25 protein-coding genes and 1 riboswitch are annotated in these 23,128 nt (G+C 72.5%); of the genes, 19 read left to right on the top strand and 6 right to left on the bottom strand.

What is annotated here, in order from left to right; genetic code table 11:
* Positions 1-25 precede the first annotated feature (25 nt).
* The 8 genes from AB4Y83_RS06890 to rpe all read left to right on the top strand — a co-directional run bounded on the left by AB4Y83_RS06890 (position 26) and on the right by rpe (position 6,846).
* On the top strand, positions 26-568 hold the full coding sequence (locus AB4Y83_RS06890; protein ID WP_442296389.1) for a dihydrofolate reductase family protein: 543 nt from the start codon (positions 26-28) through the stop codon (positions 566-568).
* A 79-nt stretch (positions 569-647) separates the two neighbouring features.
* Positions 648-1,184: an ArsR/SmtB family transcription factor gene (locus tag AB4Y83_RS06885; RefSeq protein WP_442296388.1), complete on the top strand. Its 537-nt coding sequence runs from the start codon at positions 648-650 to the stop codon at positions 1,182-1,184.
* On the top strand, positions 1,181-2,551 hold the full coding sequence (locus AB4Y83_RS06880) for an MFS transporter (protein ID WP_442273672.1): 1,371 nt from the start codon (positions 1,181-1,183) through the stop codon (positions 2,549-2,551). The genes AB4Y83_RS06885 and AB4Y83_RS06880 overlap by 4 nt, the downstream gene beginning before the upstream one ends.
* Before the next feature lie 39 nt (positions 2,552-2,590).
* Entirely contained in the window at positions 2,591-3,136 is a 546-nt protein-coding gene (gene def, locus AB4Y83_RS06875) for a peptide deformylase (protein WP_020144002.1), read from the top strand.
* Position 3,137: 1 nt separating this feature from the next.
* Entirely contained in the window at positions 3,138-4,085 is a 948-nt protein-coding gene (gene fmt / locus AB4Y83_RS06870) for a methionyl-tRNA formyltransferase (RefSeq protein WP_442273671.1), read from the top strand.
* Positions 4,078-5,613 (top strand): RsmB/NOP family class I SAM-dependent RNA methyltransferase, encoded by a 1,536-nt coding sequence (locus tag AB4Y83_RS06865; protein WP_442296387.1) that lies wholly within the window; start codon positions 4,078-4,080, stop codon positions 5,611-5,613. Before fmt ends, AB4Y83_RS06865 begins: the two co-directional genes overlap by 8 nt.
* A 47-nt stretch (positions 5,614-5,660) precedes the next feature.
* Positions 5,661-6,068, top strand: a complete 408-nt coding sequence (locus AB4Y83_RS06860; RefSeq protein WP_442273669.1) for a hypothetical protein — start codon at positions 5,661-5,663, stop codon at positions 6,066-6,068.
* A gap of 121 nt (positions 6,069-6,189) precedes the next feature.
* Positions 6,190-6,846 carry a ribulose-phosphate 3-epimerase gene (gene rpe, locus AB4Y83_RS06855; protein ID WP_442273668.1) on the top strand — a complete coding sequence of 219 codons (657 nt, stop codon included), beginning with the start codon at positions 6,190-6,192 and terminating at the stop codon, positions 6,844-6,846.
* A 22-nt stretch (positions 6,847-6,868) separates the two neighbouring features.
* On the opposite strand, the gene AB4Y83_RS06850 is transcribed toward rpe, so the two are convergent.
* Entirely contained in the window at positions 6,869-7,228 is a 360-nt protein-coding gene (locus tag AB4Y83_RS06850; RefSeq protein WP_056776520.1) for a YciI family protein, read from the bottom strand.
* A 271-nt stretch (positions 7,229-7,499) separates the two neighbouring features.
* Positions 7,500-7,628, top strand: a riboswitch (FMN riboswitch).
* Between the two features lie 116 nt (positions 7,629-7,744).
* Here AB4Y83_RS06850 and pnuC point away from each other — a divergent pair.
* From pnuC to AB4Y83_RS06805, 9 genes are read left to right on the top strand one after another with little or no spacing between them, the layout of a single operon-like run.
* A complete protein-coding gene (gene pnuC, locus AB4Y83_RS06845) occupies positions 7,745-8,503 on the top strand; it encodes a nicotinamide riboside transporter PnuC (protein WP_056776522.1) in 759 nt (252 codons plus the stop codon).
* 3 nt (positions 8,504-8,506) lie between these two features.
* The gene (gene ribD / locus AB4Y83_RS06840; RefSeq protein ID WP_442273667.1) at positions 8,507-9,541 is read left to right on the top strand and encodes a bifunctional diaminohydroxyphosphoribosylaminopyrimidine deaminase/5-amino-6-(5-phosphoribosylamino)uracil reductase RibD; all 1,035 of its coding nucleotides are present in this window, start codon (positions 8,507-8,509) and stop codon (positions 9,539-9,541) included.
* A gap of 10 nt (positions 9,542-9,551) precedes the next feature.
* Positions 9,552-10,169: a riboflavin synthase gene (locus tag AB4Y83_RS06835; protein WP_442273666.1), complete on the top strand. Its 618-nt coding sequence runs from the start codon at positions 9,552-9,554 to the stop codon at positions 10,167-10,169.
* Positions 10,166-11,407 carry a 3,4-dihydroxy-2-butanone-4-phosphate synthase gene (ribB, locus tag AB4Y83_RS06830; protein ID WP_442296386.1) on the top strand — a complete coding sequence of 414 codons (1,242 nt, stop codon included), beginning with the start codon at positions 10,166-10,168 and terminating at the stop codon, positions 11,405-11,407. The genes AB4Y83_RS06835 and ribB overlap by 4 nt, the downstream gene beginning before the upstream one ends.
* Positions 11,404-11,874, top strand: coding sequence for a 6,7-dimethyl-8-ribityllumazine synthase (ribH, locus tag AB4Y83_RS06825; RefSeq protein ID WP_442296385.1), 471 nt, complete (start codon positions 11,404-11,406; stop codon positions 11,872-11,874). Before ribB ends, ribH begins: the two co-directional genes overlap by 4 nt.
* A gap of 44 nt (positions 11,875-11,918) precedes the next feature.
* A complete protein-coding gene (locus AB4Y83_RS06820) occupies positions 11,919-12,182 on the top strand; it encodes a phosphoribosyl-ATP diphosphatase (RefSeq protein ID WP_442296384.1) in 264 nt (87 codons plus the stop codon).
* Positions 12,183-12,196: 14 nt separating this feature from the next.
* Positions 12,197-13,042 carry an ATP phosphoribosyltransferase gene (hisG, locus tag AB4Y83_RS06815; protein WP_056776539.1) on the top strand — a complete coding sequence of 282 codons (846 nt, stop codon included), beginning with the start codon at positions 12,197-12,199 and terminating at the stop codon, positions 13,040-13,042.
* Between the two features lie 29 nt (positions 13,043-13,071).
* Complete coding sequence (locus tag AB4Y83_RS06810; RefSeq protein ID WP_056827038.1) at positions 13,072-13,584, top strand: PH domain-containing protein; 513 nt, start codon at positions 13,072-13,074, stop codon at positions 13,582-13,584.
* Positions 13,581-14,132 (top strand): flavin reductase family protein, encoded by a 552-nt coding sequence (locus AB4Y83_RS06805; protein WP_056776542.1) that lies wholly within the window; start codon positions 13,581-13,583, stop codon positions 14,130-14,132. Before AB4Y83_RS06810 ends, AB4Y83_RS06805 begins: the two co-directional genes overlap by 4 nt.
* Here the strand turns inward: AB4Y83_RS06805 and AB4Y83_RS06800 are convergent.
* The 4 genes from AB4Y83_RS06800 to AB4Y83_RS06785 form a co-directional block, all read right to left on the bottom strand.
* Positions 14,120-14,611, bottom strand: a complete 492-nt coding sequence (locus AB4Y83_RS06800) for a group II truncated hemoglobin (protein ID WP_442296383.1) — start codon at positions 14,609-14,611, stop codon at positions 14,120-14,122. The genes AB4Y83_RS06805 and AB4Y83_RS06800 overlap by 13 nt on opposite strands.
* A 71-nt stretch (positions 14,612-14,682) precedes the next feature.
* Positions 14,683-18,555 (bottom strand): IPT/TIG domain-containing protein, encoded by a 3,873-nt coding sequence (locus AB4Y83_RS06795; protein ID WP_442296382.1) that lies wholly within the window; start codon positions 18,553-18,555, stop codon positions 14,683-14,685.
* A 175-nt stretch (positions 18,556-18,730) separates the two neighbouring features.
* Positions 18,731-19,927: an MFS transporter gene (locus AB4Y83_RS06790; protein ID WP_442296381.1), complete on the bottom strand. Its 1,197-nt coding sequence runs from the start codon at positions 19,925-19,927 to the stop codon at positions 18,731-18,733.
* A gap of 2 nt (positions 19,928-19,929) precedes the next feature.
* Entirely contained in the window at positions 19,930-20,517 is a 588-nt protein-coding gene (locus tag AB4Y83_RS06785) for a uridine kinase family protein (RefSeq protein WP_442273659.1), read from the bottom strand.
* A 54-nt stretch (positions 20,518-20,571) separates the two neighbouring features.
* On the opposite strand from AB4Y83_RS06785, the gene hisF reads away from it, so the two are divergent.
* Positions 20,572-21,345, top strand: coding sequence for an imidazole glycerol phosphate synthase subunit HisF (gene hisF, locus AB4Y83_RS06780; RefSeq protein ID WP_442296380.1), 774 nt, complete (start codon positions 20,572-20,574; stop codon positions 21,343-21,345).
* A 25-nt stretch (positions 21,346-21,370) separates the two neighbouring features.
* Here hisF and AB4Y83_RS06775 read toward each other — a convergent pair whose 3' ends face one another.
* Entirely contained in the window at positions 21,371-22,012 is a 642-nt protein-coding gene (locus AB4Y83_RS06775; RefSeq protein ID WP_442273657.1) for a TIGR03085 family metal-binding protein, read from the bottom strand.
* A 76-nt stretch (positions 22,013-22,088) separates the two neighbouring features.
* Here AB4Y83_RS06775 and AB4Y83_RS06770 point away from each other — a divergent pair, with 76 nt between their 5' ends.
* Positions 22,089-23,120 carry a GNAT family N-acetyltransferase gene (locus AB4Y83_RS06770; protein ID WP_442296379.1) on the top strand — a complete coding sequence of 344 codons (1,032 nt, stop codon included), beginning with the start codon at positions 22,089-22,091 and terminating at the stop codon, positions 23,118-23,120.
* The last annotated feature ends 8 nt before the right edge of the window (positions 23,121-23,128 follow it).

Below are 23,128 nucleotides of genomic sequence, written 5' to 3'. Positions count from 1 at the left end.
GGCACCGACTGACAGGAGGCACCACATGGGACGCATCGAGGTCCACGAGTTCATCTCTCTCGACGGGGTGTACGAGAGCCCGAGCTGGACGGCCGAGTTCCCCTTCGACCCGAGGATGGGCGAGGCCATCGCGCGGCTCACCGGCCCGGGATCCGAGCTGCTCCTCGGGCGGCGCACGTACGAGATGTTCGCCCCGGCCTGGTCGGCGCGCAGCGACGACGACGACCCCGGAGCGGCCTTCTTCAACGGTGCCCGCAAGAACGTCGTCTCCTCGACGCTGCGCGACCCCGACTGGAACAACTCCCGCGTCATCGGCCCGTACGACGCGGACGCCCTCCGCTCGCTCCGCGACGAGGTCGAGGGCTCGCTCTACGTCAGCGGCAGCGGCACGCTCGTCCGGGCCATGCTGCGGGACGGGCTCGTCGACGGCCTGCACCTCTTCGTCTTCCCCGTCGTCCTCGGCGCGGGGGAGCGGCTCTTCACCGACGAGGCCGTCTCGGGACTGCGCCTGCTCGAGACCGAGGCCTACGACAGCGGCGTCGTGCATCTGGCCTACGGTCAGGGCTGACGTCTTCCGACCCACGTCAGGGAACGACCTCCAAAGGAATGCTTGACGGTTGACCCGGCCGGACGGCATACTCCCAAACATGTCTTTGGAGGAAGAGCGGATCAGCGACCTGCGCGCCACGGCCCACCCGCTGCGGCTGCAGATGCTCTCGCTGCTGACCGGCGCCGACCTGAGCGCCGCCCAGGTCGCGCGCGAGCTCGACGTCACCCAGGCCAACGCCAGCTACCACCTGCGCCTGCTGCACGCGGCGGGCCTGCTCGAGGTGGCAGGGGAGGAGACCGTGCGCGGCGGCAAGGCCAAGAAGTATCGCCACCCGTGGGACGCGCCGGTCGTGCGTCCGCCGGGCACTCGTGACGAGGACCGGCTCGCCTACGTGCGCGTGTTCGCCGAGATGATCCCGCGGCGCTACCTCGAGCTCGCTCCCGGCGCGCCGAGCCGTTTCACCGACGCCGACCTCTGGGTCGAGCCGGAGGTCTGGGAGAAGGTCACCGCGCTCGTCGACGAGGCGAGCGCCCTGCTGCACGCCTCGGCCCGCCCGCCGCGCACCGAGGGCACCGTCCGAGCCGCCCTGTCCGTGGCCGCGTTCCGGCTCCGGGACGGGAGGGAGAGCTCATGAAGGTCCGGGAGTCGCTGGGAGCCCTGTCCGACAGCAGGTTCGCGTGGTACTTCACGGCGCGCACGGTGTCGACGGCGGGTTCCGTCATGGTGCCCGTCGCCCTGGCCTTCGCCGTGCTCCACATCGACCAGTCGGCGGCGGCGCTCGCGCAGGTGCTCGGCGTGCGCACCCTGACCATGGTCGTCTTCCTCCTCGTCGGTGGCGTCGTCGCCGACCGCTTCTCGCGGATCGTCGTGCTTCAGGTCTCGCACGTCCTGACCTGCCTGACCCAGGCGCTCGCGGCGTACCTCATCATCAGCGGCGACGCGACCCTGACCCAGCTAACCGTCATCGAGGGCGTCAACGGCGCCGTGTCGGCGTTCACCATGCCCGCGATGATGGGCATCGTCCCCCTCGTCGTCGACCGCTCCCGGCTCCAGCAGGCCAACGCCCTGCTGTCCTTCAGCCGCAGCGGCCTGTCCATCATCGGACCGGCGGTCGCCGGCCTGCTCGTCGTCGGCGTCGGGCCCGGCTGGGCCCTCGCCGTCGACGCCCTGACGTATGCCGTCGCCATCGTCTGCCTGACGCGCGTCGGTCTGCCCCGCCGGTCGCAGGAGGCCGGCGCGCCGCGCCACTCGATGGTCCGCGAGCTGCGCGAAGGGTGGAGCGAGTTCACCCGCCGCGAGTGGCTGTGGGTCATCGTCCTCGCCTTCGGGCTGACGAACGCCATCCACGCCGGCGTCATCGGGGTGCTCGGTCCGCTCATCGCCAAGTCGACGGCCTCGATCGGCGAGGCGGGGTGGGGCATCGTGCTCAGCGCCGAAGCCGTCGGCACCGTCCTGATGACCCTCGTCATGCTGCGGCTGCAGCTGCGGCGCCCCCTGCGCGCCGGGATGCTCGCCATCTGCGTGCTCGCCGTCCCCATGGTGCTCCTGGGCGTCGCGCCGGCGATCGTGCCCGTCGCCATCGGGTTCTTCCTCGCCGGGGCCGCGGTGGAGGTCTTCGGCGTCGGGTGGAGCACGGCCCTGCACGAGCACGTCCCCGTCCAGGTGCTCTCGCGGGTCTCGAGCTACGACGCCCTCGGGTCGTTCGTCGCCATCCCCATCGGGACGTTCCTCTACGGCTGGCTGGCGACGACCGTCGACACCGAGGTGCTGATGCTCGTCAGCGCCGGCGTCTACGTCGTCGTCTCCCTCTCCGCCCTGCTGTCCCGGTCCGTGCGTGAGCTGGGGCGCAGCAGTGAGGACCCAGCCGCGGTCGGACCCGCGGGGGGCGTGGCGACCGTTGACGCGACCCGTGACGCGACGCGTGACGCGACAGGTGACGCGACGCGTGACGCGACCCGTGACGCCACCGGTGCGGCGGCCGACGAGCCCTCGCGGTCCTAGACTGGCGGCGCCCCACGCCTTCCCGACCCCTGGAGACCTGTGTCGATCAAGGACATCCGACTCTTCGGTGACCCGGTCCTGCGGACCGCCGCCGCCGAGGTCACCGACTTCGACAAGCAGCTGCGCGTGCTCGTCAAGGACCTCGAGGACACGATGCTCGACGCCCCCGGCGCCGGCCTCGCGGCCCCCCAGATCGGTGTCGGCCTCCGCGTCTTCACCTACTGGGTCGACGGCGTGCTCGGCCACCTCGTCAACCCCGTCCTCGACCTCTCCGACGACGAGCAGGACGGTCCCGAGGGGTGCCTCTCGATCCCCGGTCTGGCGTTCGACACCAAGCGGGCCCTGTCGGTCGTGGCCAAGGGGCAGAACATGTGGGGCGAACCCGTCGTGCTCGAGGGCACGCAGCTGCTCGCCCGCTGCGTCCAGCACGAGACCGACCACCTCGACGGCATCCTCTTCCTCGACCGGCTCGACCCCGAGGCGCGCCGTGAGGCGATGCGGGCCATCCGTGCGGCGGAGTGGTTCGCCGAGGACCCACCCGAGGTGCGGATCAGCCCGCACTCGACCTTCGGCCGGGCGATGTGAGATGAGAGTCGTCTTCGCAGGCACCCCCGACGCGGCGGTGCCGAGCCTCGATGCCATCGCGTCCTCGAGCCACGAGCTCGTCGGCGTCGTCACCCGCCCCGACGCACCCTCGGGCCGCGGTCGACGGCTCGAGGCCTCGCCCGTCCGTCGCCGGGCCGAGGAGCTCGGGATCCGGGTGCTCACCCCGACGCGCGTCAAGGACCCCGACTTCCTCGACGCCCTCACGGCTCTCGCGCCCGACGCGTGCCCGGTCGTGGCCTACGGCAACCTCATCCCATCCGACGCTCTCGCGATCCCACGTCTCGGCTGGATCAACCTGCACTTCTCGCTCCTGCCCGCCTGGCGTGGCGCGGCACCCGTCCAGCACGCGATCATGGCCGGCGACGAGGTGACCGGTGCGTCGACGTTCGTCATCGAGCGCGGTCTCGACACCGGCCCGGTGCTCGGCGTCATGACCGAGACGATCAGGCCCACCGACACCGCCGGCGACCTGCTGGGTCGGCTGTCGGGAGCCGGGGCCGGCCTGCTCGTCGCGACCCTGGACGGCCTCGAGTCGGGCGACCTCGTAGCCGTCCCCCAGCCGTCCGAGGGCGTCTCGCTCGCACCGAAGATCGAGGTCGAGGACGCCCGCATCGTGTGGACGCGTCCGGCGACCGCTGTCGACCGGCTCGTGCGCGGCTGCACGCCCGCGCCGGGCGCGTGGACCACCTTCCGCGGCGAGCGGCTCAAGGTCTCGCCGGTGAGCGTCGTCGACGCCGGAGAGGTCCCCGACTCCGCCCGGCTCGGAGCCGGCACACTCCTCGTGACGAAGAGGGCCGTCTTCGTCGGCACGGGCAGCGACCCGATCCGTCTGGGCACGGTCCAGGCGCACGGCAAGAAGCCGATGGCGGCCGCAGACTGGGCCCGAGGCACGCGCATCGGGGCAGGGGAGGGGGTCGGCGATGAGTGACGAGCGACGGGGCGACGGTCGACCGGGCGACGGGCGCCGCGGAGAGCGCCAGCGGCCGCAGGCTCGCGAGCGGTCGGCCGGACACCGTTCCGAGCAACGACCGTCCGAGCGGGCCCGACGCACCGATGCGCCCCGGCTCGCCGCCTACACCGCGATGCGTGAGGTCGCCGACGGCGCCTACGCCAACCTCACGCTGCCGAAGCTGTTGCGCGACAAGCGGATCAGCGGGCGGGACGCCGGCTTCGCCACCGAGCTCGTCTACGGGGCGACGCGACTCTCCGGCCTCTACGACGCGATCATCGCGTCCGCCGCGGGTCGGTCCGTCGACAAGATCGATGCCAACGTGCTCGACACCCTGCGGCTCGGTGCGCACCAGCTGCTCGGCATGCGTGTGCCCAGCCACGCGGCCGTCGACGAGACCGTGGCCCTGGCCCGGCAGGTCAACGGGGCCGGCGCGGCCGGCTTCGTCAACGCCGTCATGCGGCGCATCAGCGAACGCGAGCCGGACGAGTGGATCGACGTGGTCACCCGCGGCGTCGTCGACCCGGTCGAGCGTCTCGCGCTGCGCACGTCGCACCCCGTGTGGATCGCCAAGGCCCTCCGAGCCGCCCTCATCGGGCACGGCGCCGCAGGTCCGGACGACGTCGAGGAGTCGCTGACGGCGTTGCTCGAGAGCGACAACGCCGCCGCCAAGGTGTCGCTCGTCGCGCGACCCGGCCTCGCCTCGCTCGACGAGCTCGAGGACGCCGGCGCGGAGCGCTCGGGGCTCAGCCCCGTCGGTGCGACGCTGCCGGAGGGCGACCCGGGAGCCATCTCTGCCGTACGCGACGGGCGGGCCGCGGTCCAGGACGAGGGCTCGCAGCTGCTCGTCCTCGCCCTCGCGGCCGCCGACACCGAGGGTGAGGCCGCCGAGCACGAGCGGTGGCTCGACCTCTGCGCGGGCCCTGGCGGCAAGGCGGGACTGCTCGCAGCGCTCGCCATCGAGCGACGGATCCCCTTCGTGGCCAACGAGATCAGCGAGCACCGTGCCGACCTCGTCTGGCAGACCCTGGCCGCGGCCCGTGCCGAGGCACGCGAGCTCGACACGAGCCTCAAGGTGCGACACGGGGACGGCCGGGAGCTCGGCGAGCTCGAACCGGGCGGCTTCAGTCGCGTCCTCATCGACGCTCCGTGCACGGGTCTCGGAGCCCTGCGCCGACGACCCGAGGCGCGCTGGCGGCGTGGCCCCGGCGACGTGGCGGCCCTGGCCGGGCTGCAGCGCGAGCTGCTCGAGTCCGGCATCGAGGCCACCGCGCCCGGAGGCCTCGTCGGCTACGCGACGTGCAGCCCGCACCTCAACGAGACGCGCTTCGTCGTCACCGACATCCTCAAGCGGCGCGACGACGTCGAGCTCGTCGACGCGCGGCCGCTCTTCGTCGACGCCTCCGGACGCGAGCTGCCGGGTCTCGGCGAGGGGCCCTACGTCCAGCTCTGGCCGCACGTCCATGGCACCGACGCCATGTTCTTCGCCCTGCTGCGCAAGCGGTAGGCCCGAAAACGCTCGCGCGCGGACCTGGCGATGGGCAGGGTGGGGCCGTGACGGCATACGCGACCGACGACCTCGAGCCCAGCCCCATCGACGAGAGGGTGGCACCGACGTACGACGCGGGGTCGGCCCACATGTTCGCGCCGGCCGTCCTCGGTCCCACGGTCGACGTGCTCCACGAGCTCGCCGGGGAGGGTCCGGCGCTCTTCGTCGTCGAGGTCTTCGTGCCGCAGCTGCGTCGGATGCCGCCGGGCCAGACCGCCGTACCCTTCCACGTCGGGAGTCGCCGCGTCGGCTTCGACACCGTCGACGTCGTGTCGCAGCTGTCGGTCTCGCACCACGACGTCCGGAAGGGGCAGCAGGACGCTCAGGGTCGGAGCTGGCGAGGTATGCCGCCTCGGCGCACCGCTACGTGTAGCCGTCAGAGCTCGACCTCATGGCGTGCATCGCGAGCCTGACCCTGACGCACCGCTGGGCGGACTGGGACCGCACTCCTTTCACGGCGGAGTCGGAGTCGCACGTCTCGGTGTCGACCAAGGGCGGTGCCTGACGCCCGCCACCCGCCCCTAGGCTGTGCGCGTGCAGATCTCACCGAGCATCCTGTCCGCCGACTTCGCCAACCTCGAGGCGGAGCTCGGGCGCATCTCGAACGCCGACTGGGCGCACGTCGACGTCATGGACGCCCACTTCGTGCCGAACCTCACTCTCGGGCTGCCCGTCGTCGAGGCGCTGCTCGGGGTGAGCCCGATCCCGATCGATGCGCACCTCATGATCGAGGACCCCGACCGGTGGGCGCCGGCCTACGCCGAGGCGGGGTGCCAGTCGGTGACCTTCCACGTCGAGGCGGCACGCGACCCTCGCGCGCTGGCGCGGACGCTGCGCGCCGCGGGTGCTCGAGCGTCGATGGCGCTCAAGCCCGGGACGGCATTCGCGCCCTACGAGGACCTGCTGCCCGACCTCGACATGGTGCTCGTCATGACGGTCGAGCCCGGCTTCGGCGGGCAGTCCTTCATGGCCGACCAGATGCCCAAGGTGCGCCAGGTGCGCGAGGCGGTGCGCCGCCACGGCGGCGAGATCTGGATCCAGGTCGACGGTGGCGTCAGCGCCGAAACGATCGAGCAGTGCGCCGAGGCGGGAGCCGACGTGTTCGTCGCCGGCTCAGCCGTCTACGGCGCCGAGGACGCCTCGGCCGCTGTCGACGAGCTGCGCGCGCTGGCTCTCACGCACCGGCACTGACGCGGCGGTGACCCCGGAAGGGTCAGTCGACCTTCGGCTGCGGCTTGAAGCGGCGGACCTCGTGCGGCCAGCCGCAGGCCTCGGCGATCTTCCCGGCCCACATCTTGGCGGTCTCGTCGTCGGGCACGTCCACGATGGCGAAGCCACCGAGGAACTCCTTCGTCTCGACGTAGGGACCGTCGGTGATCATCACGCTGCCGCTGGAGGGATCGGCGTGGTAGACGGGACCGTCCTCCTCCTCGAGACCCCCGGCGAAGACGTACACGCCGGCAGCCTTCATCTCGTCGACGGTCGCCATCGCGAGAGGTCCGCGACCGCGGAACCAGTCCTCGGAGTGGTCGCCCACCCACTGCTGGTTGAAGTAGAGGAGGTACTCGGCCACGACTGGCTCCTTCTGTCCGGCGGACCCTGTTGTCCGCGTCATGCCTACTACACGAACGGCGACGGGCGATTTCGACACGGGGTCCGGGAGCGATTCTCCGTCGCGGCCGTAGCTTTTCGTCGTGGCCTCAGAGGGGCCTGTCGCCCGGTGGCCGACGACCACGCCGTTGACCGCGTGGGCGCCGCCGTCACGGACGGCTGGCGCCGCTGCCGTGGCGGCCATCACGCGGTCGCGGCGTGCGCGGCCGACGGACGCGGGTGCATACTGGCTCTACGTGCTCCGGGGTCGGTGTAATTCCGAGCCGGCGGTTACAGTCCGCGACCCGATCGCATCCAGCGGCCGGTTGACCTGGTGAAATTCCGGGACCGACGGTGAAAGTCCGGATGGGAGGCAGCACGAAACAGGCCGTCGTGGCCTGGGCCGTCGGCATCGTCCGGCCGGGTCCGGACCGCGTGGCGTGTGGAGTCACCCCGGAGTTCGTCCGTGCCACGACGAACGACCAAGGACGAACACCACATGCAGGCTCTTGCTCTGGCCGACGAGACGAAGAACGTCTTCCAACAGGCCATCGACGCCACCATCCCGATCGGCCAGTACCAGCTGCACTGGCTCGAGCTGATCGGTGTCCTCATCGGGCTCGCGTCCGCCTACCTCGGCATGCGCCGGTGGGTCTTGGCCTGGCCGGTGGGGATCCTCGCGAACATCATGCTGTTCTTCGTCTACCTCGGTGCCGTCTTCGGGGCCGACGAGCGCATCCCGCTGTTCGGTCAGGCCGGCCGGCAGGTCTTCTTCATCATCACGAGCATCTACGGCTGGTGGCGCTGGTCGCAGGTCCGCAGGCTCAACCACGCCGACGACTCGAGCGGCGTGGCGATCACGCCTCGCTGGGCCACGAGCCGCGAGCGCGTCGCCGTCGTCGTCTTCTGGCTCGTCGGCACGGTCGTCGTGCACCAGGCCTTCGTCTGGCTGTGGAACCTCTCGCCGAACCCGTTCTTCACGCCCGAGTGGTGGTTCTACTGGTGCGACGCCTGGATCTTCGTCGGCTCGATCGTCGCGACGTACGCCATGGCGCGCGGCTGGAACGAGTTCTGGCTGGCCTGGATCGCCGTCGACCTCGTCGGCGTGCCGTTCGCCTTCGCGACCGACTACGTGCCGACCGGTGTGCTCTACACCTTCTACGGCCTCTTCGTCATCTACGGCTTCACCCAGTGGGTCAAGGTGTCACGGGTCGCCGAACGCGACGTCGAGCCGCAGCTGACCGGGACGTCGAGCTGACCCATGGGTGACACGGCCGCCCCGGCATGGATGCGACGAGCCCTCCAGCTCGCCGCGTCCGGGCCGTGGCCCGACCCCAACCCGCGGGTCGGCTGCGTCATCGTCGCGGCCGACGGCGCCCTGGTCGTCGGCGAGGGCCACCACCACGGGGCCGGGACGCCGCACGCCGAGATCGAGGCCCTGAGTTCCGCAGGCTCCGCGGCCCGGGGGGCGACCGCCTACGTGACGCTCGAGCCGTGCTCGCACACGGGCCGCACCGGTCCCTGCGCGGAGGCCCTCGTCGAGGCGGGTGTTGCGCGGGTCGTCTTCGCTCAGTCGGACCCGAACCCGGACGCCGCGGGAGGCGCCGAGGTGCTGCACGCCGCCGGCATCCACGTGACCGGAGGTGTGCTCGCCGACGAGGCGGCCACGCTCAACGACCGGTGGGCACGAAGCGTGGCCCTCGGCCGACCGCTCGTCACGTGGAAGCTCGCCACGACCCTCGACGGCAGGAGCGCGGCCGCCGACGGGAGCAGCCAGTGGATCACGGGAGAGGCGGCTCGCGCCGACGTCCACGCGCTGCGTGCGACCCGAGACGCCGTCCTCGTCGGCACGGGCACCGTGCTCGCCGACGACCCCCGTCTCACCGTGCGTATGCCGGGTGGCGGGCTGGCGCCGCAGCAGCCCCTTCGCGTCGTCATGGGAGAGCGTCCACTTCCGGCCGGAGCGCGCCTCCACGACGCTCCTGGGGAGGTGCTGCACCTGAAAACTCGCGACCCTAGCGAGGCACTGAACCGGTTGTGGCACAGCGGAATCCGTGATGTCTGGCTCGAGGGCGGCCCCACGCTCGCCGCGGCGTTCCTCCGCGCCGGTCTCGTCGACGACGTCTACGCCTACGTCGCCCCGGCGCTGCTCGGGTCGGGCCGCGCTGCCGTGGCCGACCTCGGCATCATCTCCATCGCGGACGTCCGACGCCTCGATCTCGTCGACGTGACGGTCGTCGGGGGAGACGTCCGCATCCACGCCGGCGCCCACCCGCGAGTGCACGCAGAACCCTGAGGAGACAGTCATGTTCACCGGAATCGTCGAGGAGCTCGGCACCGTGGCCGCCATCGAGCACGGCGCCGACTCGGCCGTGCTGCGCATCGACGGCCCCCTCGTCGTCAGCGACGCCACCCACGGCGCCTCCATCTCCGTCAACGGCGTCTGCCTCACCGTGACCGAGCACGACGCCGCGGGCTTCACGGTCGACGTCATGGCCGAGACCCTCGACCGCAGCAGTCTCGGGGTCCTGGCCCCCGGTGACCGCGTCAACCTCGAGCGCGCGATGCCGGCCGACGGTCGCTTCGGTGGTCATGTCGTGCAGGGCCATGTCGACGGGACTGCCACCATCACGGCGCGAACGCCCGGGGACCGTTGGGAGACGGTCGACTTCACGCTCCCACCGGGCCTCGCGGCATACGTGGTCGAGAAGGGCTCGATCACGGTGGACGGGGTCTCGCTCACCGTCGCCCACGTCGGTGACGACGCGTTCGGCGTCTCGCTCATCCCCACGACGCTCGACCTGACCACGCTCGGGCACAAGGGGGTCGGCGACGTCGTCAACCTCGAGGTCGACGTCATCGCGAAGTACGTCGAGCGACTGCTCAGCCACCGACAGACCGACCGACAGGAGGTCGAGTCATGACCACCCTCTCCACCGTCGAGGAGGCCCTCGAGGCCCTCCAGGCCGGCCGGCCCGTCCTCGTCCTCGACGACGAGGACCGCGAGAACGAGGGCGACCTGGTCCTCGCGGCGGAGACCGCCACCGAGGACTGGATGGCATGGACCATCCGCCACTCGTCCGGCTACCTCTGCGCGCCGATGCCCGACGAGATCGCCGACCGGCTCGAGCTGCCGCTCATGGTCGCCGAGAACCGCGACCCGCTGCGGACCGCCTACACCGTGTCCGTCGATGCGGCGTCAGGCGTCACCACGGGCATCAGCGCGGCCGACCGCCTGCACACCGTCCGGGTGCTCGCCGACGTCGACTCGGTGCCCGCCGACCTCATCCGACCCGGGCACATCCTGCCGCTGCGCGCCCGCCACGGAGGCGTGCTGACCCGTCCCGGCCACACCGAGGCGGCGGTCGACCTGACCCGGCTCGCGGGCCTCTCGCCGGTCGGGGTCATCGGTGAGCTCGTCCACGACGACGGGACGATGATGCGCTTCGACGCCGTCGTCGGGCTCGGCCGCGAGTTCGGCCTGCCCGTCATCACCATCGAGCAGCTCATCGACCACCGGCAGCGCCTCGACCGCGTCGAGCGCCTCGCGACCACCCGCATCCCGACGGTGCACGGCACGTTCACCGCCCACGGATACCGCGACACCCTGACGGGCGACGAGCACGTCGCCCTCGTCAGCCCGCGCGGGCTGCAGGGCCGCGGCCGCGGCGGCCCCGTCGTCACGCGCCTGCACTCCGAGTGCCTGACCGGCGACGCGTTCGGGTCGCTGCGCTGCGACTGCGGACCCCAGCTGCAGGCATCGCTGGCGCGCGTCGGGCGCGACGGCGGCGTCGTCGTGTACCTCGGCGGTCACGAGGGCCGGGGTGTCGGGCTCGTCGACAAGCTCCGCGCGTACTCCCAGCAGGACGCCGGCGCCGACACCGTCGATGCCCAGACGGCTCTCGGCCTTCCGGTCGACGCGCGGGAGTACGCCGCCGGTGCGGCGATCCTGCACGACCTCGGTGCGACGCAGGTCGTCCTCCTGACGAACAACCCCAACAAGGTCTCGGCGCTGCGCCACCTCGGGCTCGACGTCGTCGCGATCGAGCGGCTCCACGGACCGATGGGCGCGGACAACGAGCAGTACCTCACGACCAAGCGCGAGCGCATGGGCCATGACATCCCGGTCCCCACCGACCGGCACGGCAAGGAGACGGCATGAAGGACGGCGCCCCCACCAACAGCACCGACGGCACCGGGCTGCGGGTCGCCGTCGTCGCGGCGAGCTGGCACGACGTGGTCATGGACGGCCTCCTCGACGGCGCGCGTCGTGGCCTCGCGGATGCCGCGGTCACGCACGTCGACGTCGTCCGCGTCCCCGGGACGTTCGAGCTGCCGGTCGCGTGCGCGACCCTCGCCGACCGCTACGACGCGCTCGTCGCGCTGGGGGTCGTCATCCGCGGCGGCACGCCACACTTCGACTACGTCTGCCAGGCCGCGACCGTCGGCATCACCGACGTCTCGGTGCGCACGGGCACGCCGATCGGCTTCGGCGTGCTCACGTGCGACGACGAGGCCCAGGCGCTCGACCGCGCCGGGCTCCCCGGTTCCGCCGAGGACAAGGGCCACGAGGCCGCGTCGGCGGCCGTCGCGACCGTCGTCGCCCTCCGCGGCGTCGCCACGACGTGAGCACCGTCCGGGACACGGCTGCACGGCCCGTAGGCTGGGGCACCGTGAAGAGCTTTGAGCAGCTGTATGCCGACCTGGCCGAGAAGGCGCAGACGCGACCCGAGGGTTCGGGCACCGTCGCGCAGCTCGACGCCGGCGTCCACGCGATCGGCAAGAAGATCGTCGAGGAGGCGGCCGAGGTGTGGATGGCCGCCGAGTACCAGTCGAACGACGAGGCCGCCGAGGAGATCAGCCAGCTCCTCTACCACCTGCAGGTCCTCATGCTCGCCAAGGGCATCTCGCTCGACGACGTCTACTCCCACCTCTGAGGACTGTTCACTCCATGCTGCGAATCGCCGTGCCCAACAAGGGCTCTCTCTCCGACGCGACCGTCGAGCTGCTGCGCGAGGCGGGCTACCGCGTACGCCGTGACACCAAGGAGCTCGTCGTCGCCGACGCCGAGAACGACGTCGAGTTCTTCTACCTGCGCCCCCGCGACATCGCGGTCTACGTCGGGTCCGGCACGGTCGACGCAGGCGTCACCGGTCGTGACCTGCTGCTCGACTCGGGCTCGAGCGCCGTCGAGGTCATGTCTCTCGGCTTCGGCGCCTCGACCTTCCGGTATGCCGGCAAGCCCGGCCACGTGGCCACCGTCGACGACATCGCGGGCAAGCGCGTCGCCACGTCGTATGCCGGTCTGGTGCGTTCCGACCTCGCCGCTCGTGGGCTCGCCGCGGAGGTCGTGCGCCTCGACGGTGCGGTCGAGACGGCCATCACCCTCGGGGTCGCCGACTGCATCGCCGACGTCGTCGAGACCGGGACGACCCTGCGCCAGCAGGGCCTCGAGGTGTTCGGCGAGCCGATCCTGCAGTCCGAGGCCGTCCTCATCCGCGGCGACCGCCCAGGCGAGGACCAGGCCATCGAGGTGCTCCAGCGGCGCATCGCCGGCGTCATCACGGCCCGCACGTACGTCATGCTCGACTACGACTGCCCGAAGGACCTCGTCGACCGGGCCTGCCGGCTGACCCCGGGCCTCGAGTCGCCCACGGTCTCGCCGATGCAGGACGAGGCGTGGGTCGCCGTGCGTGCCATGGTGCCTCGCATCGGGCGCAACCGACTCATGGACGAGCTCTACGACCTGGGCGCGCGGGCGATCCTCGTGACCGACATCGCCGCCTGCCGGCTGTGACGCACGACGGGGACGACGGACGTGAACCGATGACGCAGCAGCCCTCCTCCCGGCCGGAGCACGACCCGGCCGCCGACTCCGCCGCGTGGGCGCCCTTCCGGCCCAAGCGGGGACGGGGCGTCGCCCTCGGCGTGGTCTGGTCCTCGCTCGCCGTCTTCGGCATCATCGCCGTCGTCATGCCGGCGCAGGTCGACGGCCGGTGGGGGCTCGGCGACCGCCTCATGTTCTTCGGACTCGGTGTCGCGATCGCCTTCCTCGCCTGGCGGTACGCGTCGATCCGCGCGGTGCCGAGCCGCGCCGGGCTCGTCGTGCGCAACCTCGTGCTCACCCGCACGCTCGAGTGGCCCGAGGTCGTCGGCATCCAGTTCGGCGGGGGAGAGCCCTGGGTCACCCTCGACCTCGAGGACGGCGACACCGTCGCGGTCATGGCGATCCAGAAGGCCGACGGTCCGCTCGCCGGCCGGGAGGCCTCTCGTCTCGCGGCGCTCGTCCAGGCGTTCGGCGAGGCGCGTGAGCCCGGTCCGCGGCAGGATCCGGCATGACGGCTGGGCAGACGGGTGAGCCGACGCCGGAGCGGATGCGCCACGCACTCGGCCATTTCGCCACGGGGGTGACGATCGTGACCGGGTTCGCCGAGGGCGGTGAGCCCGTCGGCTTCGCCTGCCAGTCGTTCGCGTCGGTCTCCCTGCACCCGCCGCTCGTGCTCTTCTGCGCCGACCACCGCGGCCGGTCGTGGCCGCGCATGCGCGACGACGGGCGCTTCACCGTCAACGTGCTCGGGCACGAGCAGCGCGACCTCATCGCGCGCTTCGGCTCGGCCGGCGGGGCCCGGTTCGACTCCCTGGACTGGGAGCCGTCGCACCATGGTGGCCCGAGCCTCCCGGGCGTGCTCATGCGCGTGCACTGCTCGGTCGAGCAGGTGCACGTCGCCGGGGACCACGACGTCGTCGTCGGCCGGGTCCTCGACCTCGAGGACGGTGAGTCGGGCCGGCCGATGCTCTTCTACCGGGGTCGTCTCACGGTCACCGAGCGGCGTACGTCTGCCGGCGGCGACGAGGGACCCGCGGCGATCGACGACTACTGGGGCTGAGCCGACGAGGCCGTCGCCCGGGAGTCGGTGCCGTCCACCAGGCCGTCCCACGACCACTGCGGCACGGTCAGGCCGTCGGGGACGTCGTCGGCCGACCCGTGGTAGGTGCCCATGTAGCCCACTGCCCAGCTGAAGTACGCGACGAGCGCGTGGCGCACGTCCGGGTCGTCGGAGAGTCCGGCGTCCTCGACGGCTCGCTCGAAGCACTCGAGCGCCCGCTCGTCCATCTCCTGGTGCGGACCGTTGCCCGAGTGCAGCCGCACGACCGTCGACTCGGTCGCCACGGACCCCGTGTAGGTGGGCGGCCCGCCGAGCGCCTCGCCCCAGTACGCCGCGAGCCGCGTCGTGTGGTCGGGGTGGAAGCCGTGCGAGAAGGCGTGCGACACGACCGGGTCGGCGAGGACGCGCTCGTGCCAGGCGTGCGCAAGGGCGACGAGGGCGCGCATCCCGCCGACGGCGTCGTAGATGGTCCGTGTCACCGTCGCAGGCTCCCATCCCGCGGGCAACGCGACAAGGCCTCGGGACCGCACGGGGTCCCGAGGGCTCTCTGTCAACGGAAGTGGATGAAGTTCGAAGGCCAGGAGTAGCTGCCTCGCTCGAGGATGCGCCGACCGCTCATCGACGTGTACGTGGCGCCGAGGACCGTTCCGCCGTAACCGCTCTCGGAGATCGCGACGGTGTCGCCGTCGGCACTGACCCAGTCCACGTACGCGACGTGGTTGGAGTTCCACTGGGCGATGTCGCCGACGCGGGGCTTCTGGTCGACGGCGAAGCCCTTGGCCCGGGCGTTCGTGTCCCAGTTCGTCGCGTTGCCGAGGTTGCCGGGGTTCTTGACCCCGTCACGCGAGAGGCGGTACGCGGAGAAGTTCGTGCAGTTGTTGCCCCACGGGTCGACGGGGTAGTTCCACGCGCGCTGGCCGTAGTAGCCGAACCGCTCGATGCAGTCCTGGGTCGCACGGGAGTAGCACTTCCAGCCGGTGGGTGCCGGCCCGCCGGTGATGGCCCAGGTGACGGTGGTGGAGCGGTAGATGGCGACGTTGGCGTTGCCGAGCACGCGCACCACCGACCCGCTCCCGCTCGTCCGGGTCGACCACAGCGTCACCCCGCGCGAGTTGCGCACGACGAAGTTGCCGTCGGTCTGCATCGTGGCCGTGCTCCCGGCGCCCGTCGTGAAGGCCGCCCACTGGCGCACTCCGGCGGCGGAGGTCAGCACGAGGTTGCCGTCGGTGCGCATCGTCAGCAGCCACGCCTTGCTCGTCGACAGGATCGACTCGCCCGAGCGCAGCACCTGGCCGGGCAGCATCCGGTCGTAGCGGTAGCCACGGTGGTCCCACACGGTCGTCGTGCCCTGGCGCACCTGGAGCAGGCCGTCGTTGGTCAGCGTGAGCAGGCCGCCCGTCCAGCCGGTGGTCCCGCTCGACCACGCGACCGTGCCGTTGGTGCGGAGCATGACGACGTTGCCGTCGGCCCGGACCGCGAGGCGGTTGCCGGCGCCCGGCGTGGCGCTCGTCCAGCGTCGGACACCCGCCGAGGTCGTGACGACGAGGTTGCCATCCGCCTGCATCGTTGCGAGGTACGCGCCGGTGGATGACCGCAGCGCCGTGCCGGAGGAGAGCCACTGTCCGGACTGCAGCGTCGCGCCGGCGACGTAGGTGAAGCCGTCGGTGCGCACGACGGTGCCGGCGCGTGTCGTGACGCGGATCGGGATCGGGCCGGTGGCGATGCGGGCCGGGACCACCGCGGTCAGCTGGGTGGCCGAGACCCGGGTGAACGAGCTCGCCGCGACCCCGTTGAAGAGGACGTCGCGCACGTCGGTGAACGACGTGCCGCGCAGGGTGACGACCGTGCCACCGGCCAGCGGACCTGAGGCCGGCGAGACCGAGGCGACGACCGGCGGGTCCTGGAAGCTGAAGCGGCCCCCGGGAACGACGGGCGAGGTGCCACCGGGAGTCGTGACGCGCACGTCCACGTCAGCCTCGGCGTGGACCGGCAGGGTGACCCGCAGCTGGGTCGCCGAGAGGCGCGTCACCGCGGTGGCGGCGACGCCTCCGAACGTCACGGACGAGACGCGGTCGTAGGCCGTCCCGCTGAGGACGACGGTGCCGCCGCCCTTCGTGGGTGCCAGGGTGGGGGAGACCGAGGTGACGGTCGGCACGGCCTGGTAGGTGAACCGGACGGCAGCGGCAGCCGGTGACACGCCGCCGGGAGTCGTGACGCGGACGTCGACCGTGCCGACGGCCTGGGCGGGTGCCGTGACCCGCAGCGTCGTATCGGAAACCCGGACGAGCCCGGTGCCGGCCACACCGCCGAAGTCCACGCCCGTCGCGAGGCCGAGGCGGGTGCCCGTGACGGTGACGACGGTGCCGCCGCGCAGCGGCCCCGCCGGGACGGACAGGGCGGACACGGCGGGCACGCCGACGTAGGTGAACCGCCCGCCGGCGGACTCGGGGCTCGTGCCGTTGGGATTGGTGACGCGTACGGACACCGTCCCCTCGGCCTGCGCCGGGGCGGTGACCCGGAGGCTGGTGTCCGAGACCCGCACGAGACCGGTGGCGGCGACGTTGCCGAAGCGGACCGCGGTGGCGTCGGACAGGTGGGCGCCGGTGATCGTCACGACCGTGCCGCCGCGGAGCGGGCCCGCCGTGGTGGACAGCGCGCCGACGACCGGAGGCGAGCCGTAGGCGAAGCGGGCGCCGACCCCGGTGGCAGAGGTGCCCCCCGGGGTGGTGACCTGGACGTCGACGGGTCCGGAGGCGTGGCGCGGCGTCGTGGCGCGCAGCGTCGTTGCTGAGACGCGGACGAGGTTGGTCGCCGCGACCGAGCCGAAGCGGACGGCGGTCGCCCGGCTCAGACCCGTGCCGGTCAGCGTCACGACGGTGCCCCCGGACGGAGGACCCGTCTGAGGGGACAGGGCGGTGATGGCCGGGACCGGGTCGAACGCGAAGGTGCTCGACGTGTGCTCGGGCGACGTGCCGTACGGGGTCGTCACGGCGACGGCGACCACCCCGGCAGCGTGGGCGGGTGTCGTGGCGCGGATGCTCGTGGCCGACACGAAGGTGAAGCGTGCGGGCGTGCCGCCGAAGTCGACACGGGTCGCGCCCGTGAACCGGGTCCCGGTGAGCGTGACGACGGTGCCACCACGGACCGGTCCGGCGGTGGCCGACAGCGACGCGACGGCCGGCGGTGCCTGGTAGCCGTAACGGGCTCGTGAGGTCACGGCCGAGGTGCCGCCCGGGGTGGTCACGCGTACGTCGACGGTCCCCACGGGACGGGCCGGCGTCGTGACCCGGAGCGCGGTCGCCGAGACCGGCACGACCTTCGTCGTGGCCGTGGAGCCGAACGCGACGCGCGTGGCCCGGCTGAGACCGGTGCCCGTCAGGGTCACGGTGACCCCACCAGCTGTGGGGCCCGAGGCGGAGGAGATCCCCGTCAGGGTCGGGACCGCTTCGTAGGCAAAGCTGTTCGCGGAGTAGCCGTACGAGATGCCGGCGGCGGTCCGGACGTGCACGTTGACGAGGCCGGCGGGGCGGGCCGGTGAGGTGACGCGGACCTGGGTCGCGGACAGCACCGTGAAGCGGGCCGTCGTCGCGCCGAAGGTCACCGCGGTCGCGCCCGTGAACCGGGTGCCCGTCAGGGTCACGACCGTGCCCCCGCGCAGCGGACCGGCGGAGACGGAGAGGCCCGTCACCGCCGGCGGGGTGACGACGGGGGGAGCGGTGTAGGTGAAGCGGGCGCCGGAGGCCACCGGGGAGGTGCCGCCCGGCGTCGTGGCCCGGACGTCGACGGCGCCCGCCGCGTGTGCCGGAACCGTGACGCGGACCTGCGTCGCCGACAGGCGGGTGAGGCCCCCCGCGGGGGTGGCGCCGAAGAGCACGGCGCTCGTGCGGTAGAGCCCGGTGCCGGTCAGCGTCACGGTGGTGCCGCCGCGCGTCGTGGCGGAGCGGGACGACAGGGAGGACACGGACGGGACGGCGTCGAAGGCGAAGGTCGCGCGTGACGAGACGGGCGACGTGCCGGCCGGGGTGGCGACGCGGACGTTGACCACGCCGAAGGGGTGCGCGGGGGTGACGACCCGGACGCGGGTGCTCGAGACCTTCGTGATGCGGGTGACGGCGGTCGAGCCGAACCAAGCCGTCGTCGTCGCGCCCACGCCGGTGCCCGACAGCTCGACGGTCGTGCCGCCCCGGGTCGGGCCCGCCACGACGGACAGGCTGATCGCCGTGGGGGCGGTGCCGGTGACGGCGGCGAGGGACGGTGCCGCCGCGACGGCGGTGACGGAGGCCGCGGATGCCGTCGGCGCGGTCGCGAGTCCCGGCACTGCTGCGAGGAGGGCCGTCACGACGAGGCCGGAGAGCAGGCGCCCGGTCGTCCTGCGGTCGACGTCGCGGTCTCGCTCGGGCAGCGGGGTGGGGCGGGGCAGCATTCGTCCGTCTCCTTGCAGTCAGCACGTCCGGCGAGCATTCTGCACAGGCAAATCGTCCTTTGTACGCCGTTTCGCCCTAATTGGCTCGTCCCAAGCGCACCACGAGCCCCAGATGTGGGGGTCGGGAGGCGAACGACCGGTTCGGTCCCGGCGTCACCCGACCCTCACGCGGCGCTCACTCCACGCGGCGCAGGTCGGGCCGCAGACGCTGGACGACGAAGAGCTGGACGACCCCGATGGCGGCGAGGATGCCCCAGACGAGCGACAGGCTCCCGGTGACGTCGCGCACGAGCCCCATCGCCAGGGGTCCGATCGAGGCGAGGCCGTAGGAGATGAGGAACGCCATGCCGGTCAGGCGCCCGCTCGCCTCGGGGGTGCGGGCGTAGCGCACGAGGAGCACGAGCGCGAGGGAGAAGGCGGCGCCCTGACCGAGCCCGGTGACGACCGCCCACACCCACGGCGCCGAGAGTGGTGCGACCCAGATCCCGACGGAGCCGGCGATCCCGAGCACCGCGGCCGGCCACAGGAGCCGCCTCATGTCACGGGTGCGGTCGCTGACGACCGGACCGAGCAGGCCCGAGACGATCTGGGCCCCGCTGAAGACCGCCGCGAGATAGCCCGCCGAGCCGCGCGACCAGCCGTGCTCGACGTAGGTCGGGGCGAGCCACGTGACGGCCGAGTAGAAGCACCACGACTGCAGGGTGAGGTAGCCCGCGACGAGCCAGGCCGTGTGGTGCCGCCACGGCAGCCGGCCCGGGCCTTCCTCGTCCGGCGTGTGGTGCGGGTTGGCGCGCATGGTGAACGGCGCCCACGCGAGGGCACCGACGAGGGCGATGACCGACCACGAACCCAGCGAGGCCTGCCAGCTGCCGAGTCGGTCGGCGAGCGGCACGGCGAGCGCCGAGCTGAGGGCCGCCCCACCCATCATCGCGAGCATGTAGAGGCCCGTGACGAGACCGGTGCGCTCGGGTGGGAAGAAGGTCTTGACGAGTCTCGGCAGCAGTGTGCCGGCGACGGCGATCCCGACGCCGCAGAGGAAGGTCCCCGCGTAGAGCACGACGACGTGGTCGCCGGCGAAGCGGCTGGCCGTGCCGACGAGGATGCTGATGACCGCTCCGAGCACCGCAGCGGCCGCCCCGGTGTGGTGGGCGATCCGGCTCGCGACCGGCGCGAAGAGCCCCATGCAGAGGACCGGCAGGGTCGTGAGTGCCCCGGCCGCGGCGTGGCTGAGGCCGAGGTCGGCGGAGATCGCGTCGAGCAGCGGAGGGACGCTCGTGATCGCGATCCGGAGGTTCGCGGCGACGGCGACGAGCGCGAGGGCCATGACCCAGACGGGCGGCAGGGGGCGGAGCGGTCGGTCTCGTCGAAGCACCATCAGAGACTAGATGTGTCGAGGACGAGGTCCGCGCGCTCCCTCGTCGCGTCGGCGCTGAAGAGCGCCGACTCCTGGTCGGCCCAGCGCTGCCACTGGGGTCGGTAGGCCTCACCGTCGCGGTCGATCCCGCGGCGCATCCGCAACGCGGTGTCGGCGTCCACGAAGACGGACACGGCGGCATACGACCCCGCAGGCTCCACGCTGGAGCCGCACCCCTCGACGACGAGGAAGGTGCACGGAGGCACGTCGCGCGTGCCCGACCACTGCTCGCGGACCCAGCTCCACAGCCGGTAGGTCGCCCGCTCGCCGCGCGCCATCGGCTCGAGCACCTGCACCGTGAGCAGCCCGGGTGCCTGGGCCAGCCCGTCCCAGCCCGGGTAGAGGTGGTCCATGTGGACGACGGCGACGGGACCCCTCGGCGCCAGCGCGAGCTCGATCCCGCGGGCCAGCGTCGTCTTGCCGGCGCCGCTGGGCCCGTCGAGGGCGATGACGACGACGTCACCGCAGCGGGGCTCCGCCACGAGCGCGAGGGACACGACGGCGGCGACGTGGTCCTCGCGCGGCGGCCGCGTCACCTCGTCCCACATGGGCGTGACCCTACCGACCAGTGATGGTCACCCGGGCTGGCCTAGATTTGTCGCATGCCGGTCGCCACGAGAGTCATCGCCTGTCTGGACGTCGACGCGGGGCGCGTCGTCAAGGGCGTCAACTTCGAGAACCTCCGTGACGCCGGCGACCCCGTCGAGCTCGCGAAGCTCTACGACGACCAGGGCGTCGACGAGCTGACCTTCCTCGACGTCACGGCGAGCAGCGGTGACCGAGAGACCACCTACGACGTCGTGCGCCGGACGGCCGAGCAGGTCTTCATCCCACTCACCGTCGGAGGTGGCGTGCGCACCGTCGACGACGTCGACCGCCTGCTGCGCGCCGGCGCCGACAAGGTCGGGGTCAACACCGCCGCCCTGGCCCGACCCGAGCTGATCTCCGAGATCGCGGCACGGTTCGGCGCACAGGTGCTCGTCCTGTCGGCCGATGTCCGCCGGCGACTCGGCGACGACGGCCGGCCCACCGACGACTTCGTCATGACGACGCACGGGGGCCGCACGCCGGTCGACCTCGACGCCGTCGAGTGGTGCGCGCGGGCCGCGGAGCTCGGGGCGGGCGAGATCCTGCTCAACTCGATGGACGCCGACGGCACGAAGGACGGCTTCGACCTCGAGCTGATCCGGCGCGTGCGCGCAGCCGTGTCGGTGCCCGTCATCGCGAGCGGGGGCGCCGGACGCGTCGAGCACTTCGCACCCGCGGTCGCCGCTGGGGCGGACGCCGTGCTCGCCGCGAGCGTCTTCCACTTCCGCGAGCTCACCGTCGGCGACGTCAAGGACGCCCTGCGCGCAGCCGGTGTGACGGTCCGCTGATGCCGTCCGGCCGGTTGCCGGTGGGTCAGCTGATGCCGAGGGCGGTCTTCTGGAGCGCAGCGATGTCGTCCGCGTCGCCCTCGAACTCGACGCGCGCCACGCTCTTGCGGCCGTAGGCGTAGAGCACGAGCTCCGCAGGCGTCCCGCGGAGCACGACGGTGCCGTGCTCGTCGGGCAGCCTGGCGGCGTAGCGGCCCTGGCCCTCGGCGATGAGCACGATCCCCGTCGGCGCCTTCCGGAACATCAGGCGTGACGAGCGCTTGAGCGCCGACCAGAGCTTGCCCGACAGCTGGGGCGACAGCTCGCGCGGCTCCCAGCCGGGCTGGGCGCGGCGGGCGTCCTCGTGGTGGACGAAGAACTCGATGAGGTTGGTCACCTCGTCGACCTTGGGGTGCGCCATGGGGTTCCACACCGGGGCGCCCCGGCGGACGCGGTCGACCAGCGCCGAGTAGTCGCCGTGCGCGATCTTGCCCTGCTCCTTCTCGAGGTGACCCGCGAGGAACGGGACGAAGCGCCCGGCCGTCAGGTCGGGCCGGTGCTCGCGGACCAGCAGGTGGGCTGCCAGGTCACGCGTCTCCCACCCCTCGCACAGTGTCGGCTGGTCGGGTCCGAGCCGGTCGAGCTCGTCGCAGAGCAGGAGGCGTTCGGACTGGGCGTGGCGCGTCATGACGCCATCCTCTCAGGGCGTCGGCCACGACCGAATCTCGGTGGCCGGGGCGAGGGTCTGTGCCTAGGGTCGGACGGTGATCGAGCTCGTGCGCCCCACCGTCGACCTGTCCGACTCGTGGTGGGAGATGGTCGACGACTTCGCCGGCGAGACCATCCACGGCTCGAGCTACCGCTCGGGCGACCGCGACCTGCTGCGCGACCGCGAGGCCTTCGAGGAGTGGGTCGACTGGCTCGGCCGGATGGAGCGGTCCGACGCGGCGCTCCCGGAGGGCCGCGTGCCGTCGTCGAACCGGTGGGTCGTCCGTGACGGTCGCGTCGTCGGCACGATCGCCGTGCGCCACGCGCTCACCCCGTCCCTCGTCGCCGAGGGTGGGCACATCGGGTATGCCGTGTCGCCGGCTGCCCGACGCCAGGGGATCGCCCGCGCCGCGCTGGGTCTCGCGCTCCGCCTCGCCGCGTCCCGCGGGATCGACCCCGTCCTCGTGACGTGCGACGCGACCAACACGGCCTCCGCGCGGACCATCACGTCGTGCGGCGGCGTCCTGGAGGACGAGCGGGAGGGCGTCCTGCGGCACTGGGTCCGGACCGACGCCCCGGCGCAGCCGATCGGCCCCGGACCGATCGAGACACGGGACGCCAGGCTCGTGCCGGTGACGGCCGAGGAGGCCGCGGCGATGCGCGCGGGGGAGCGACGGGCCGAGTGGGCGAAGGGCTACCCGCGTGAGGACGACCTCGACGCCATCGGGATGATGCCCTCCGGCCCCGACGCGTGGTCCCCGCGCCACATCGTGCGCAGGAGCGACGGGCTCGTCGTCGGCTCGATCGGCTGCTTCGGGCCACCGGAGCAGGGCGTCGTCGAGGTCGGCTACGGCCTCGTCGCGGACGCCCGACGAGGGGGCCTGATGACCGACGTCCTGTCCGGCTTCGTGCGCTCGCTCGAGGCGGCCGGACTCTCCGTGGTCGCGCACACCGAGCCCGACAACGTCGCGAGCCACCGGGTCCTGGCGCGCCTCGGCTTCCTGCGGCGCGAAGCGCAGGACGCTGCGGACGGCGCCGAGTGGCTCTGGGTCAGAGGGACTGGTGCCGAGGGTGTCGCCGGCACGTGAGAGGCTGA

It is taken from the genome of Terrabacter sp. RAF57 (genome assembly GCF_052113925.1).
Taxonomy (GTDB): Bacteria; Actinomycetota; Actinomycetes; order Actinomycetales; family Dermatophilaceae; genus Terrabacter.
Note: the sequence above shows the minus strand (reverse complement) of the source record. Positions and strands in the feature narration are given on the sequence as shown.

Coding starts and splice junctions, on each gene's coding strand:
- AB4Y83_RS06890 (WP_442296389.1), top strand. CDS start 26: ATGGGACGCATCGAGGTCCACGAGTTCATCTCTCTCGACGGGGTGTAC.
- hisF (WP_442296380.1), top strand. CDS start 20,572: ATGCCGGTCGCCACGAGAGTCATCGCCTGTCTGGACGTCGACGCGGGG.
- AB4Y83_RS06865 (WP_442296387.1), top strand. CDS start 4,078: ATGAGTGACGAGCGACGGGGCGACGGTCGACCGGGCGACGGGCGCCGC.
- AB4Y83_RS06880 (WP_442273672.1), top strand. CDS start 1,181: ATGAAGGTCCGGGAGTCGCTGGGAGCCCTGTCCGACAGCAGGTTCGCG.
- ribB (WP_442296386.1), top strand. CDS start 10,166: ATGACCACCCTCTCCACCGTCGAGGAGGCCCTCGAGGCCCTCCAGGCC.
- pnuC (WP_056776522.1), top strand. CDS start 7,745: ATGCAGGCTCTTGCTCTGGCCGACGAGACGAAGAACGTCTTCCAACAG.
- ribH (WP_442296385.1), top strand. CDS start 11,404: ATGAAGGACGGCGCCCCCACCAACAGCACCGACGGCACCGGGCTGCGG.
- AB4Y83_RS06785 (WP_442273659.1), bottom strand. CDS start 20,517: ATGTGGGACGAGGTGACGCGGCCGCCGCGCGAGGACCACGTCGCCGCC.
- AB4Y83_RS06885 (WP_442296388.1), top strand. CDS start 648: ATGTCTTTGGAGGAAGAGCGGATCAGCGACCTGCGCGCCACGGCCCAC.
- fmt (WP_442273671.1), top strand. CDS start 3,138: ATGAGAGTCGTCTTCGCAGGCACCCCCGACGCGGCGGTGCCGAGCCTC.
- AB4Y83_RS06835 (WP_442273666.1), top strand. CDS start 9,552: ATGTTCACCGGAATCGTCGAGGAGCTCGGCACCGTGGCCGCCATCGAG.
- AB4Y83_RS06795 (WP_442296382.1), bottom strand. CDS start 18,555: ATGCTGCCCCGCCCCACCCCGCTGCCCGAGCGAGACCGCGACGTCGAC.
- AB4Y83_RS06805 (WP_056776542.1), top strand. CDS start 13,581: ATGACGGCTGGGCAGACGGGTGAGCCGACGCCGGAGCGGATGCGCCAC.
- AB4Y83_RS06775 (WP_442273657.1), bottom strand. CDS start 22,012: ATGACGCGCCACGCCCAGTCCGAACGCCTCCTGCTCTGCGACGAGCTC.
- AB4Y83_RS06810 (WP_056827038.1), top strand. CDS start 13,072: ATGACGCAGCAGCCCTCCTCCCGGCCGGAGCACGACCCGGCCGCCGAC.
- hisG (WP_056776539.1), top strand. CDS start 12,197: ATGCTGCGAATCGCCGTGCCCAACAAGGGCTCTCTCTCCGACGCGACC.
- ribD (WP_442273667.1), top strand. CDS start 8,507: ATGGGTGACACGGCCGCCCCGGCATGGATGCGACGAGCCCTCCAGCTC.